Genomic DNA, 14063 nt, shown 5'->3' on the forward strand with positions numbered 1-14063 from the left:
TACGCTCCCTTTTATATAATCTCTTACTCATAATTTTACTAGTTTTACCTCAATAAAAGAAGAAATAAAAATGCTGCAAATTTTGCGACATTTTTGTTGAAATTAAGAGGTTAGTTTTAATTAATTTTGTTCTCAGTGTATTCATTACCAGATTGATAATCATTGAAATCTTCACCATTAAGATGGAAGTGTTCGCCGTAAACTAAGTTAATGATTTTTGGATTTCGATTATCTTCTAGACCGAAGAGGACATAATCCGTCCATTTATTTCTACTAAAACTAGCATCAAAGTCTTGATTAAATTGAATTTCTTTATCTTTGCCCAATACAGTTAATTTAGCAAGGAGCAAACTTTTATCTAGATGAGCTACTTCTTCAAAAATTACAGAATCGATGACTGTTTCATCAACTGTTCCGGCGTTTCTCTTAAGTTCAATTTCTTTAACCATTGCCTTGTAGTAATTTCGATCAAGATACTGCTTTAGACTTTTAACTTGGTACTTAGAATTAACATACTTCTCTCTTAACAACTGACTATATAGGAACTGTGCTTGAATATAGACTTCTTTATAAGCCGTGAAGTCATCTTTAGGATCCGGCTTAGTGAATTTGATATGGAGACGATGCAATAGTTTTTGGTATTTATCGAATCTTTGATTAGGATAGAAAAGTTTATAATTATTATCGCCAGAGTTCTTAATGAGGTAATTAGAATCATATTCAAAACGTAGCCGTACTTTAAATATGAAATCAAAAAGAGCAGCAATAATATAAAAACTGAAAAAGATAAGTACTAAAATGGCGAAGCCACCTACTATACCGCCAATAGAAGAATTGTTACTATCGCTACTATCAGATGAAGTGTAACTAGTTCCTCCGCCTGAAGAGCCACCAGTACTGTGACCACCACCGGTTGATCCCATGGAAGCAAAGGCTGGTTGAGAAAAATTGGTATTAGTCGTAGTGACGCTTACACCTAAGAATAGAAGACAAACTAAGATAAATATTTTAACTTTCTTTTTCATAAAATTACCCAATAAATAAAATACGTTATTTATATTTTAATTAAATAAGAAGAAAAAAAGCAAATTAAGATTTAAAGATATTTTTTAGATTTTAATGAATATAACTAAATTATTTTTAATTCAAAAACTGGTAAGTAAGATTTTTATTTCTTATAATAAATAATTGAGAAGCTATAAATATTGGAGGTCAAAATATGGCAGAAGTTAAACGTTTTTATGAAACTTTTCACCCAGATCATTATGATATCTATTTAGATATTAGCCGTGAAAAAAAGAGCTTCCACGGTAAAACTATTGTAGTTGGGGATGCTCAAGAAGAATTAGTTAAATTAAATCAAAAGTACTTAAAGATTACCTCAGTTAGAGTAGATCAAAAGAAAGCTGATTTTGATTATAACGATAAAGAAGAAGTCGTTAATATTAAAGCTGGCAAAGTTGGTAAGATGAAAATTGAGGTTGACTTTGAAGGCAAGTTAACTGATTCAATGATGGGTATTTATCCTTCTTACTATGAAGTGGATGGCGAAAAGAAGCAATTAGTTGGTACTCAATTTGAAACTACTTTTGCTCGTCAAGCCTTCCCATGTGTTGACGAACCAGAAGCTAAGGCTACTTTTGCACTAGCGATTAAGTTTGATGAAAAGCCTGGTGAAACAATTATTTCTAACCAACCAGAAGAGAAATTTAAAGATGGGGTTCACTACTTTAAGCCAACTGTACGTATGTCTAGCTATTTAGTTGCCTTTGTCTTTGGCGATATGCAAAAGAAATTGACTAAGACTAAGTCTGGTGTTGAAATTGGTGTATTTGCAACAAAGGCACATAAAGCAAAAGAATTAGATTTCGCTTTGGATATTGCTAAGCGTTCAATTGAATTTTATGAAGATTTCTATGAAACTCCATATCCATTAGAGCATTCATACCAAGTAGCACTTCCTGACTTTTCAGCAGGTGCAATGGAAAACTGGGGCTGTGTAACTTACCGTGAAGCATATTTATTGCTTGACCCTAATAATACTTCACTAGATATGAAGCAATTGGTTGCAACTGTTATTGCTCACGAATTAGCTCACCAATGGTTTGGTGATTTAGTAACTATGAAGTGGTGGGACAACTTATGGCTTAACGAAAGCTTTGCTAACATGATGGAATATGTAGCAATTGATGCCTTAGAGCCAAATTGGAAGATTTGGGAAATGTTCCAAACTTCTGAAGTTCCTGCCGCTCTTCAAAGGGATGCTACTGATGGTGTGCAATCAGTTCACGTTATGGTAAATGACCCAGCTGAAATTGATGCTTTGTTTGATTCAGCTATTGTCTATGCTAAGGGTTCAAGAATGTTAGTCATGGTACGTGCTTTATTAGGTGATAAAGCACTTCGTGAAGGATTGAAGAATTACTTTGCAGCTCATAAATATAGTAATGCCACAGGTGACGATTTATGGAATGCACTTGGTAAAGCAAGTGGCTTAGATATTGGTGCAATTATGCATTCTTGGTTAGAGCAACCAGGTTATCCAGTCGTTAATGCCAAAGTTGAAGATGGCAAGTTAGTCTTAACTCAAAAACAATTCTTCATTGGTAAAGGTAAAGAAGTTGGCCGTAAGTGGCAAATTCCATTAAATGCTAATTATGCAGCTGTACCTAAGATTATGAAGGATGAAGAATTAGTTGTTGGTGACTACAAAGATTTACTTGCTAATAATGGTACTCCTTTCCGCTTAAATGTTGGTAATAATTCTGACTTTATTGTTAAGTATGATCAAACACTTCTTGATGATATCTTAAGTCATGTTGATGAGTTAGACGCAGTTGATAAGTTACAATTGCTCCAAGACTTCAGATTGTTAGCTGAAGGTGGTCAAATGTCTTATGCAGATATTGTGCCACTTCTTCCTAAGTTTGCAGATTCAACTTCACCAATTGTTAATAATGCTTTGTACAGAATTATGACTACTTTACGTAATTTTGTAACACCTGGCTCAGATGAAGAAAAGCAATTGAAGAAACTCTATGATTTGCTTTCTGAAAAACAAGTTAAGCGTTTAGGCTTACTTCCTAAGGTTGGCGAGTCTAACGATGATAACTTAACTAGACCATACGTTGTTTCAGATTCTCTATATGCTGATAATGATGATACTATTAATGGTCTTCACGCTATTTATTCAGAAAACTCCGATAACTTAGAGGGTATTTCAGCTGATATCAGAAGTGCTGTTTTAGTTAACGAAGTTAAAAACTTTGGTAATATGACCTTGTTTGATAAGTTGCTTAAGAAGTACCAAGAAACTTCTGACGCTAGTCTCAAACAAGACTTATGTGCTGGTATTACTTCAACTAAAATGCCTGAAATTATTGACGCAATTGTTGATGATTTTGAAAATGCACAAGTTGTTAAACCACAAGACCTACGTGCTTGGTACCGCAATGTTTTAGCTAACCCATTTGGTCAAGAACAAGCTTGGAATTGGATTAGATTAGAGTGGCCATGGCTTGAAGCAACTGTTGGTGGTGATATGGAATTTGCTACTTTCATTACTGTGACAGCAAATATTTTCCATACTGAAGAAAGATTGAAACAATTCAAAGACTTCTTTGAACCAAAGATCAATACTCCAGGATTAACTCGTGAGATTAAGATGGATACTAAAGTAATCGAAACTAAGGTCAACTTAGTTAAGAAAGAACAAGCTGCTGTTAATGCTGCAATTGCTAAAGCAGTTGCTTAAAAATAAAGATTAAATAAATAAAAAAGATGCGCTTTCAGTTTTGAAAGCGCATTTTTGATATAATCTATAAAATAGGAGTGACTTAATTTGATAAAAACAATCTTTTTTGATGTTGACGGAACATTAGTTTCGCATAAAACAGATAGTGTGCCTAAAAGTACTAGAAAGGCACTTAAGCTTTTACGTGAAAATGGAATCAAGCTTGTGTTAGCTACTGGGCGTGATATGAGCCAATTAAAAAAATTACCGGTTAAAGATATAAAGTTTGACGGTTATTTGACGATGAATGGACAACTCTGTCTAGATGAAAATGGTAATGAACTTTTTGGTAATCCAATTGATAAAGAAGATACTGAAAAGATGATTGAATTAATTAAAGAGGAGGCTGTCCCGATTACTACGATTGGTAAAGAAGGACCATACATTAATTTTGTGACAGATCAAGTAGTTGCTGCTCAAAAAGCTGTTTCTAGTAAAGTTGCACCAGTTGGTAAATATCACGGTGAAAAGGTCTATCAATTTATTGCATATGGAAAGCGCGATGACTTAAAGAAATTAGTCAATAATCTTCCAAATTGCAAGTTAAGTTGGTGGAATGAGTATGCAGTCGACATTATTTCAAAAGATGGTGGTAAACTAGCTGGCGTTGAGAAGTATCTTAAATTGCAGGGACAAACTTTAACAGATACCATGGCTTTTGGCGATGGCGAGAATGATTTAGACATGCTAAAAGCTGTTCAACTTGGTATTGCTATGGGCAATGGAGAAGAGCAGGTGAAACAGATTGCTGATTATGTGACTAGCGATATTAATGAAGATGGAATCTATAATGCCTGTAAGCACTATAAGCTGATTTAAAATAGCACTATAATAAAAGCAAAGATTAAGTTGGGGAGAAATTTGATGAAAATAATTAAGTGTGTATTCAAATGGTTAGGGATCGCCATTTGCCTATTTCTTATTTTTGCTTTTATGCAAGTGCCAATTTTGGAAAGTACACCTGTATATTCAATCGATAGTCAGCAACAATTTATTGAAGCTTTTAAGCATGTGAATATGTTTCATAATATATTTATGATAATTATCTTTACAATTATCACATTTATTATGGAATGGTATGTTTGTAAATGGCTAAATAATAAATTGGATTTTTCAAAAAAATTAAGTCGAAAAAATCTGATTTTATCATTAGGAGCAGGTGTATTTTGTTTTATTCTTCAGTTATTAACAATGTTTTCTGTCTTTGTTAATGCCAAACCGGATGTATTTACAGAAACATTGAAAACTGGATTAGCTGTACCTTTAATCTTATCCCTAACTTTAATCGGCCCCACTTTAGAAGAATTATTATTTCAAGCTGGAATTCAAAAGGGTATTTTCAAAAGGTTAAATCCATGGATAGCGATTATTTTGACGGCAATTATTTTTGCTGGTGCTCATAATGTAACTCTGAATTGGTCATTTTTGAATAGATTTTTATCCGGAGTAGCTTTTGGATATGTTTACCAGAAGACGGATGATATAAAAATGGCAATTTTGAGTCATAGTATATCTAATCTTTTACCACTGATAATCTGCTGCATGCAGGCTTGGAGTTGAAAAATCAATTTAAATAAATTTCTTCAAAAAATAATTGACATCCAACTTCCTTTTCCCTATACTAGAATATGTTCTGTTAAGGAACTGGTTTGGTAGCTCAGCTGGATAGAGCAACGGTCTTCTAAACCGTGGGTCGTGAGTTCGAATCTCACCCAAATCACTGATATGACGCTCCGTATGGGGCGTCTTTTTTTTATGCAATTTTTCTTCTTTTTGATATAGACCAATTACAAATAAAACTTCTTGACCAATTTTTAATATAGGGTTATTATTGCTCATATGACAACAAATAAAAGATAGTCCATTTATTTCAAATGAACTATACCAAAGGAGAAAAATGTATGTGTGGAATTGTTGGTGTTGTTGGAAAACCTGCAAGAGATATTATTTTAAATGGTCTAACTAACTTAGAGTACCGTGGTTACGATTCAGCAGGTATGTATTTAAATGATCTTAATGGCAATGAATATTTAACTAAGGCAGTTGGTAGAATTTCTAACTTAAAAGAAAAGTTAACTCCAGATGAACAAGGCTTAGTTGGAATTGGTCATACTCGCTGGGCAACTCATGGTAAGCCAACAGTTGATAATGCTCACCCTCATTTTGATGAAACTAAGCGTTTTTACTTGGTTCATAATGGTGTAATTGAAAATTATGTGGAGTTAAAAGAAAAATATTTACAAGGTGTTAAGTTCCATTCAAATACTGATACTGAAGTGGTTGTTCAATTAATTGGTAAAATTGCACGTGAAAAGAATTTAGACGGTTTTTCTGCATTTAAAGAAGCTTTGAAGTTAGTTAAGGGCTCATATGCTTTTCTTTTGGTTGATAATACTGAACCAGACCATGTTTTTATTGCAAAAAATAAGTCACCAATGATGCTCGGTCTTGGAGATGGATTTAATATTATTGCTTCTGATGCAATCTCTGTTTTAGATCAAACTAAGACTTTTGTTGATTTACAAGATGGTGACGTAGGTGACATTACCAAGGATTCTTACACAATTGAAACTGTTGACGGTAAAAAAGTTGAACGTAAACCTCACGTATTAGATATTGATCCAAATGCTGCTTCAAAAGGCACCTATGAATTCTATATGCTAAAAGAAATCGATGAGCAACCAAGCGTTATGCGTAAAATTTCTCAAACTTATTTTGATGAAAATGGTGACGTTAAGGTTGAGCCTCAAATCATTGATGCTCTTTCTAAAGCAGATCGAATTTACATTTATGCAGCAGGTACTAGTTACCATGCTGGATTAGTAGGAAAGATGCTTTTAGAACACTACACAGGTATTCCAACAGAGGTTGGTTTAGCTTCAGAAGCTGGCTATCATTTCCCAATGCTGAGTAAAAAGCCATTCTTTATTTTTCTAACTCAATCTGGTGAAACTGCTGATTCACGCGTTGTTTTAAAAGAAGTTAATAAGCGTAATATTCCAAGTTTAACCATTACTAACGTAGAGGGTTCAACTTTATCAAGAGAAGCAGACTACACTATGCTGCTCGAAGCAGGTCCTGAAATTGCCGTTGCATCTACTAAAGCTTATACTGCTCAAATTGCTGTTCAAGCAGTGCTTGCTAAAGCTTTGGGTGAAGTACTTAATAATCAAGATGCAAAAGACTGGAACTTAAAGCATGATTTAGCCATTGCAGCTGAAGGGATGCAACAGCTTGTTGACAGCAAGGAAAGTTTAAAAGAAATTGCTGACAAGTACTTAATTAAGTCACGCAATGCCTTCTATATTGGACGCGGAATTGACTATGCTGTTGCCTTAGAAGGAGCATTGAAGCTTAAGGAAGTTTCATACATTCAAACTGAAGGTTTTGCTGCAGCTGAATTAAAGCATGGAAATATTTCTCTTATAGAAAAAGGCACTCCAGTTATTGCTTTAATTAATGATCCAGCAACTGCCGATTTAACTCGTGGTAACATTCAAGAAGTTGTTTCTCGCGGAGCTAATATTATTACAATTGTTGGTAAGGACTTCGCTAGAGAGGGCGACGATGTAGTATTACCAGAAATTAACTACTATATGTCTGCGCTTTTAACTGTTGTACCGGCGCAGCTGCTTGCATATTATGCTTCTAAAGATAAGGGATTAGACGTTGATAAGCCACGTAACTTAGCTAAGAGTGTGACTGTTGAATAAAATTTAAATAAGTTAGTAAAATAGCGAATTAGTGATCTTGAAAGTGACTAATTTGCTATTTTTAATTGAATGTTTTTTCGAAAATATGAGCTTTTGATTTAAAATAAGGATAGTTAATAATCAGTGAGGATTCTTATGCTATCAAAAATATCAATTTTACTTACAAATCACCAGCTTACATTAAAAGATATTTCTCAAAATCAACATTTGGCAGAACAAGATTTAAGAAAAGCACTCGACGAAAATCCTGATAATTGGTCCAGTTCGGTCTTATCAGCTTTGTCGTCATCTTTGAATATGCGACCTGGAGATTTATTAGAATTACTTGATCCGGTTTATTCTTTAAAGATTAATGATCATAGCCAAATGATTCAAGGAATCTATATTGAAGATCCTGAAATTTATGAACAAATTCGCTTTGTGGTAGAAAGTGAGCATTTAGAAGGTTGGCAACCTGATGAAGAGGATATTTTAAGATTGCTTGATGAAGCACTTAATCCATCTCCTACATTCCAAACTGAAATAGGTAAGATCTGGGGTGGGGAAGATGATTGAGGAGAGAAAAGATACAGAATGGTATCGCAGAAAATGTCTTTATCCCAATGGAACACTTAAAAATAAACTCAATATTAAGGATGCAGCAGAATTAGCGCAAAAAGAATACTTAGGTTCAGCTGTGCGCGCGTTAGCTTTTTTGAGGAAGAATAAAAAGATTACTAGCGTTGAAGACTTGAAGAAAATTCATAAAATTATGTTTGGTTGGCTTTATGATTGGGCAGGACAAATTCGAGATTATGAGCTGATTAAAGGAGATACTGAGTTTTTAGAATATACTCGAATTAAGTTTGGAATTGAAGAGATAGATGAGAAAATGAGGCAATTGGCTAGTCAAAAAGAACTTGCCAACACCGATTATGCCTTTCTGCTTGATCGCTTAAATTATCTCCATCCCTTTAGGGAAGGAAATGGTAGGAGTAGCAAGTTGTTTTTACAAGCTTTTGCTGCAAATCATGGTCAAGTTATTGATTATCCGCGGTCAAATAAAGAATTGATTATTGCTCAAAATAATGCAGATATTAACCAAATTGCTAGATTAATTAAGGTCAAGTCCAAATCCAAGAGAATTAAGTGTTAAATAAAAAGGCATCCCAATGATGGTTTTTCGTCATTAGAATGCCTTTTTAATTGAACAGAAAACTAATTCTCGATAATTTATTTTCCTTAACCCAACTCCAGCAAAGATGTAATAAGTAAGCAGAAGCAAAAGATAGACACCAAGTAAAAATCCATGTTCCAAAGAAAGTTAAAAAGGGATGATAGTGAGCATGAAGCGACATGTTTAGACCGCGCCAAACTAATTGGTTCCAGAATACATTAGAAAGATACGCACGGTAGGCGTAAATAGCTAGAAAATGAAAAACTTTTAAACTAGTTTGGGAATTTTTCTTTACTTGATGTAAGCAAAATGCAGCAATAAGAGCAATTACTGCTAAAGAGTATGGTGTCATGGAAGGTTTATAATATGGAGCATTATTAAAATTAATGGGGTGGCCAAAACCTTGCAGTTCAATATTGGTCCAAATAAAGCAAATAATAAAAATAATACTAAGTAGCCACCAAAAATTAGTTAAAAATGCGTTGACATAATCGCGTAATTGCCAGGCCAAAACTCCGTAGACGCCATAGATAAAGAAAGAGATAAAAACTCTATCCAGTAAATACCAGTCATTTTGATGGATGCCATGAAAGACATAGGTATCGTAAAACCCAAGCCAAGTGAAATAAAGGATAAATGTGACAATTGCAATTATTATTCCACGTTTAGTATTCGTCCCTACATAGCGACTAATCGCCCAAAAGAGTGGCATTAGGATGATAAATTGTAGCATCATCGTGTTATACCAAAGGTGCGGTGCCGCAGTTCCGTTAATGAATTGCCAACAAAAAGTTGGAAAATTATAGTATTTATTTACTTGTTGTTCCCAGGGCATTCCTAGTAAATAGATTGAAGTCCACCAAATGGTCGGTACAAATAAATTAGACCAATTACTGCGAAAATATTTCTGATAAGAAAAATGTTTTTTTAAATCATAAGTTCTAATAGTTGTATATAAGATTCCAAAAATAAAAGCAGGGGCGGTATATTTTATTAGGTTATATAGAAAGCCAAAAACATCTTGAGTATGTGTTGGTTGCTTAATATCCATAACTAAGGCCATAATTGGTTGCGCCATAACTGCAGTACATGCAAAGACCTTAAGATAGTCGCCAATATCAGCTATTCTAAATGATAAAAATTGATATTTTTTCATAAATTAGTCCTCTCATGAGTAGAGTCTAAAAGCTAATTCCTAATATATGCATCTTTTTGAAAAAAGACAAGATGTCTATAATTAGGCGCTTAACAATTATTAAAATTTGAACTAGGATATAGATGACTGATCGAAACTTCTCATCCTAAGAAGTGTAGGATAATAAAGAAAGCCCCGTAGCAGTAGTGCTATAGGGCTTTTATGTGTGGTTATTAAACTTAAAAAGGGACAGAAAAGGGACAGTTTTATTCAAAATTTTGTATAGCTTCATCGAATTCTAAGTGTTGTTTATGGGTAACGTGTAAATAAATTTTTCTTGTAATATCAGAATTGGCATGACCAACTCTATCGGTAATTAAACTTAATGGATATCCTTCCTCTGCAAGTTTGGAAACGTGAGTGTGTCGGAAGATATGCGAGGTAGCTTTCTTCTTCCACTTCTGTTCATTTACAAACTCTCTTAGAAATCTACTTACAGCTGATGTATTTATCGGTCCATTAGTATTACTGTATTTATTATGAAATAGGAAATCATTAGAGTTTTGTCCCTTAGAAAACTCTTTATATATCACAACTGCTTCTTTAGGCAAAACAATAGTTCGTTGGCTAGAGGATGTTTTGGTAAACTCTTGTCTTTCATTCCGATGTCCTTCAGTACTAATTAAAGTGCCTGAAATATTAACATACCATAGCTTTGTTTCTTTATCTTGAAATATATTCTTTACGAGCAACCCACATCCTTCTCCTACACGCATACCAGTAAGGTATAGCATTTTGAATAAAGCATAAAAATCAGTTCTCTTTTTTTCTAAACAATGGTTAAATAATTTGCTCAGTTCTTTATCGGTAAGATACCAGTTTTCTACTCGATCTTGCTTCTTAGCACGTTCATTTTTAAAATTAATTTTTACTTTTAAAGCTGGATTCTTTTTTGCATACCCAAATTGAATTGCAAAATCAAAAAGTTTTGTAAAAACCACATGATATTTATGTGCAGTAGCATTAGATAATTCATCTTTATAAAGAAGATTATTAATGTATGTATTAAGTTCAATAGTAGTAATAGAATCAGCCGATCTTTTTCCGAAAGTCCTAGAAATTTTACTAAGGCAAGCAAAGTAAGTATCTAAAGTTTTAGGTGCTAAGCCCTGATTAGACATATTAGTTTGTAAATCTTCAATAAGTTTATCCATCGTAATTTGTTTAATAGATTGAATATTTAACTTATCTTGGATCATCTTTTTGACTTTCACATCAGCTAAATTTCGAGCCTTAGCAGTGTTTTTAGTAATTGTGGTAGAACTCTTATGTACACCCAGGAAAGAGGGATCAGTATACCTAATTGAGTATTTAAATTTGCCATTTTTCAAAGGCTCTACTTGAGGAGTATAATATTTAACCATTTGATTTTTACCTCCATTTTGCTAAAATAGGGTAGACGAAAGGCGTTGAGTTACCAGCTCAACTTTTCATCTAGCATATATATGTGTTTGCTTTGAACATTGGTCAGAGTGATGACCGACCCGTGAAGTGTTATCAGCGCTTTGCGGGTCTTTTTTTATTGCTTGGCTTGGTGGATATTAGACTGTAGCATATAATTTTGAATAGCGGTACGGTAATTAAAATTCTGCTAGAATATGAGTTAGGATCACGTGTGCCCAATTTTGGGCTAGGCTTGTAAGATAATTAATATCTTGCGAGTCTTTTTTATTATTAAGCTGCGCGATCGGAACGAGCGCGCAGCTAGGGCGCCCGCGGTCAGATTCAGATTATCTCTTGTTGATTTTCGTGAATCAAAAGAAGTAAGATGATTAATGTAATGATTGTTTGGTTCATGTTTGTCACCTCCGAGTGACATGGGCACAGCTTGCTGTGCTAAACTCAGGAGAGTGACATAACATGAAAGAGCGGGCGCCCTAAGAGCTTTTAACTTCTAGGGATGTTATTTCAGCTTTTATAGTCGCCAGCCGTTTAGACTAAGTTTAATTTATTTACTTAAAAAATCAGCATTGAGTTCTGCTTGATTACAAATAAACTCTTTTTCATCAGGATAAAGTTCAAGATATCTTTTAATGTAAAAACTAATACCACCACTTAGCTCATTGTATGCGGTTCGATCTTGTGAAAATTCTAATGTATTAATTAATGTACCTAGACGACTTTGACCTTTACCATTTCTATAATCAGCTGGTGAAATTTTAAGAAGACCATGGATTATAGGATTATATGGAATTGCATGCTTTTTAGAAAAATGATTATAGATTCGTCCACCATGTGCTGATGTGTTTCTATAGTCTAAGTATAAAGATAGCAAGTTAACATATCCTTGTTCAAAAGCATTAATCTGCTGTAACAATGCCTCATCTAATCCTGTCATACGAGAAGTTACACTTCTTTTTTGTGGAGTTTTAAGAAGTCTGTACCACCAAATTAAATTTCCAAAGTTAAGTTTCTTAACAATTATCCAAGGTGGAATGTTATGGTGATCATTTCGGTAGTGGCTATATGGTTCAGACTTAGCATGCGTAATACCTTTTAGAATACTTAGCAGAGCATCAATAGGATAAACCATTTTATGAAGGGATTTATTGTATTGCTTTTTACCTGTAACGTAATTTTTTCGGTTTAAATATATTGTTTGGTCTTCAGATATTTGTTCTGCTACTGTATATGCTAATGCTTGTCTTAGGTTAGCTTCAAAAATTTCGATAGCAGACATAACCTCAGATCTTATTTTTCTATCTAAAGTAAATAATTGAAAAATATGTTCAAAAGTAATTCCAGCCTTGAATTTGTCTTCTGAATCTAATGGATTAGCTAAAAAACAATCTTTATAGCCATTAATAATTTCATAATAGCCGTAACTCAATAAATCTTTTTTGGCTGCTTCTTTATTTTGAAATAACAGACCACGTTGTTCTAGTAATTCTATTTGTTTATCAATAGTTAAAAAAGGTTTGGTATTCATTTTAATTCTCCAACACAAAAAGGACATGTATCAAAACACATGTCCTTTTTGGTACGACCGCACAGCGGTCACTTAAATTGATTAACTAAATCTTATCAGGTAAAAGGGCAATGTGTCAATCAAAAATGTATTTTTTTATACATTTTTGTAACTAGTAAGTTGAATTGTATTCTTTTTATACAATTTCCTAATAGTCTAAAAAGAAAATAATTTTTCTTTTCATTTTCATTCTCCATGACCGTCCGAAAGGGCGGCTTTTATTTTGCAGATAAATATGTATCAATAAGGTAGTAATGCTTTTTAGGGATGCTTGCTTTTTATTTTATATACGAAAAACACCTCATGGAATATCTACCATGAGGTGTTTTAACGACCTGTGTACTTTACAGGCATTTTAGCTATATCCTAATGATAAATATAAAAACATAAATTTTCAATAATAATTACTTGGTTTTCCTATGTCATCGTCAACTTGAACGGCAGCAATTTCATCATTTTAACAGTGTCACCTGATATAATTTTCTTGAGGTGAACAACATGAAAGAGACAATATATTTTACAAAAGAGGATGGCAATAATAGATTGCTCTTTACTTCTGATAATGGAAACACTAATTGGCGAGGTGCTATTAGTGAACTTGGTTTAAAAAAGGCAGAAAAGCAGTTGGGACACAAACCAACAAATATATACATGTTAGTTGATGGTTGTGAAATAAAGCTAATTTAATCCAAGTTTATTTTTTATATAACTTTCTGCTACTGCTGCAATAATAGTTATAGAAGCATTGCCAACTTTTTCTTTATCATAAATTTGTTTTAAAAATTTATATTTATCCATAGTACCTTTTACTACATATCAAACCCAACGTGAATAGCTTTACCCAGAATACGGCCTGGATTATCTTCGTTTAAGATGATCGGGTCGTATTTTGTGTTTATAGGATAGGGCGGTTTTTATTTTGGTTAGAGAATTCATATTAGAGAGCCTTTTTGTAATAAAAAAAGCCCTCTATTCAATTAGAATAGAAGGCTAAAGGGACTATATCCCACGTAAAAATGTTTAAGGAGCTTAATCTCCAAGTACCTATATTATTACATATTCTTTCCTTCTATTCAAGTTATTTGGAAATGTATAATTTCATTAGTTCATCACTTATTGATTTCATGAATCAAAAGAAGTAAGATGATTAATGTAATGATTATTTGGTTCATGTTTGTCACCTCCGAGTGACACAGGCACAGCTTGCTGTGTTAAACTCAGGAGAGTGACATAACATG

General features: G+C 33.4%; 11 protein-coding genes and 1 tRNA gene. 8 read left to right on the top strand and 4 right to left on the bottom strand.

The genetic code is table 11. The features are described from left to right. Positions 1-116: 116 nt before the first annotated feature. Positions 117-1025 (bottom strand): hypothetical protein, encoded by a 909-nt coding sequence (locus F3I00_RS10690; RefSeq protein ID WP_020806789.1) that lies wholly within the window; start codon positions 1023-1025, stop codon positions 117-119. A 194-nt stretch (positions 1026-1219) separates the two neighbouring features. On the opposite strand from F3I00_RS10690, the gene F3I00_RS03160 reads away from it, so the two are divergent. From F3I00_RS03160 to F3I00_RS03190, 7 genes are all read left to right on the top strand, one after another. Then, positions 1220-3754, top strand: coding sequence for a M1 family metallopeptidase (locus tag F3I00_RS03160; RefSeq protein ID WP_065169716.1), 2535 nt, complete (start codon positions 1220-1222; stop codon positions 3752-3754). Positions 3755-3841: 87 nt separating this feature from the next. Next, the gene (locus F3I00_RS03165) at positions 3842-4612 is read left to right on the top strand and encodes a Cof-type HAD-IIB family hydrolase (protein ID WP_020806787.1); all 771 of its coding nucleotides are present in this window, start codon (positions 3842-3844) and stop codon (positions 4610-4612) included. A 45-nt stretch (positions 4613-4657) separates the two neighbouring features. Further along, positions 4658-5353, top strand: a complete 696-nt coding sequence (locus tag F3I00_RS03170; RefSeq protein WP_003649162.1) for a CPBP family intramembrane glutamic endopeptidase — start codon at positions 4658-4660, stop codon at positions 5351-5353. Between the two features lie 86 nt (positions 5354-5439). After that, positions 5440-5513: transfer RNA gene (locus F3I00_RS03175), tRNA-Arg, on the top strand. A gap of 181 nt (positions 5514-5694) precedes the next feature. Beyond that, positions 5695-7506, top strand: coding sequence for a glutamine--fructose-6-phosphate transaminase (isomerizing) (glmS, locus tag F3I00_RS03180; protein ID WP_020807583.1), 1812 nt, complete (start codon positions 5695-5697; stop codon positions 7504-7506). Between the two features lie 135 nt (positions 7507-7641). Then, entirely contained in the window at positions 7642-8061 is a 420-nt protein-coding gene (locus F3I00_RS03185; protein WP_020807582.1) for a helix-turn-helix domain-containing protein, read from the top strand. Continuing rightward, positions 8054-8641 carry a Fic family protein gene (locus tag F3I00_RS03190; protein WP_020807581.1) on the top strand — a complete coding sequence of 196 codons (588 nt, stop codon included), beginning with the start codon at positions 8054-8056 and terminating at the stop codon, positions 8639-8641. The genes F3I00_RS03185 and F3I00_RS03190 overlap by 8 nt, the downstream gene beginning before the upstream one ends. Positions 8642-8687: 46 nt before the next feature. On the opposite strand, the gene F3I00_RS03195 is transcribed toward F3I00_RS03190, so the two are convergent. The 3 genes from F3I00_RS03195 to F3I00_RS03205 all read right to left on the bottom strand — a co-directional run bounded on the left by F3I00_RS03195 (position 8688) and on the right by F3I00_RS03205 (position 12786). Continuing rightward, positions 8688-9818, bottom strand: a complete 1131-nt coding sequence (locus tag F3I00_RS03195) for an acyltransferase family protein (RefSeq protein WP_159310978.1) — start codon at positions 9816-9818, stop codon at positions 8688-8690. A 245-nt stretch (positions 9819-10063) separates the two neighbouring features. After that, positions 10064-11221 carry a site-specific integrase gene (locus F3I00_RS03200; RefSeq protein WP_020807579.1) on the bottom strand — a complete coding sequence of 386 codons (1158 nt, stop codon included), beginning with the start codon at positions 11219-11221 and terminating at the stop codon, positions 10064-10066. A gap of 584 nt (positions 11222-11805) precedes the next feature. Then, positions 11806-12786 (bottom strand): Abi family protein, encoded by a 981-nt coding sequence (locus F3I00_RS03205; RefSeq protein ID WP_003653473.1) that lies wholly within the window; start codon positions 12784-12786, stop codon positions 11806-11808. 537 nt (positions 12787-13323) lie between these two features. On the opposite strand from F3I00_RS03205, the gene F3I00_RS03210 reads away from it, so the two are divergent. Next, positions 13324-13512: a hypothetical protein gene (locus F3I00_RS03210; RefSeq protein ID WP_020807578.1), complete on the top strand. Its 189-nt coding sequence runs from the start codon at positions 13324-13326 to the stop codon at positions 13510-13512. Positions 13513-14063 lie beyond the last annotated feature (551 nt).

This window comes from Lactobacillus sp. JM1 (genome assembly GCF_009834385.1).
Classification (GTDB): domain Bacteria; phylum Bacillota; class Bacilli; order Lactobacillales; family Lactobacillaceae; genus Lactobacillus; species Lactobacillus paragasseri.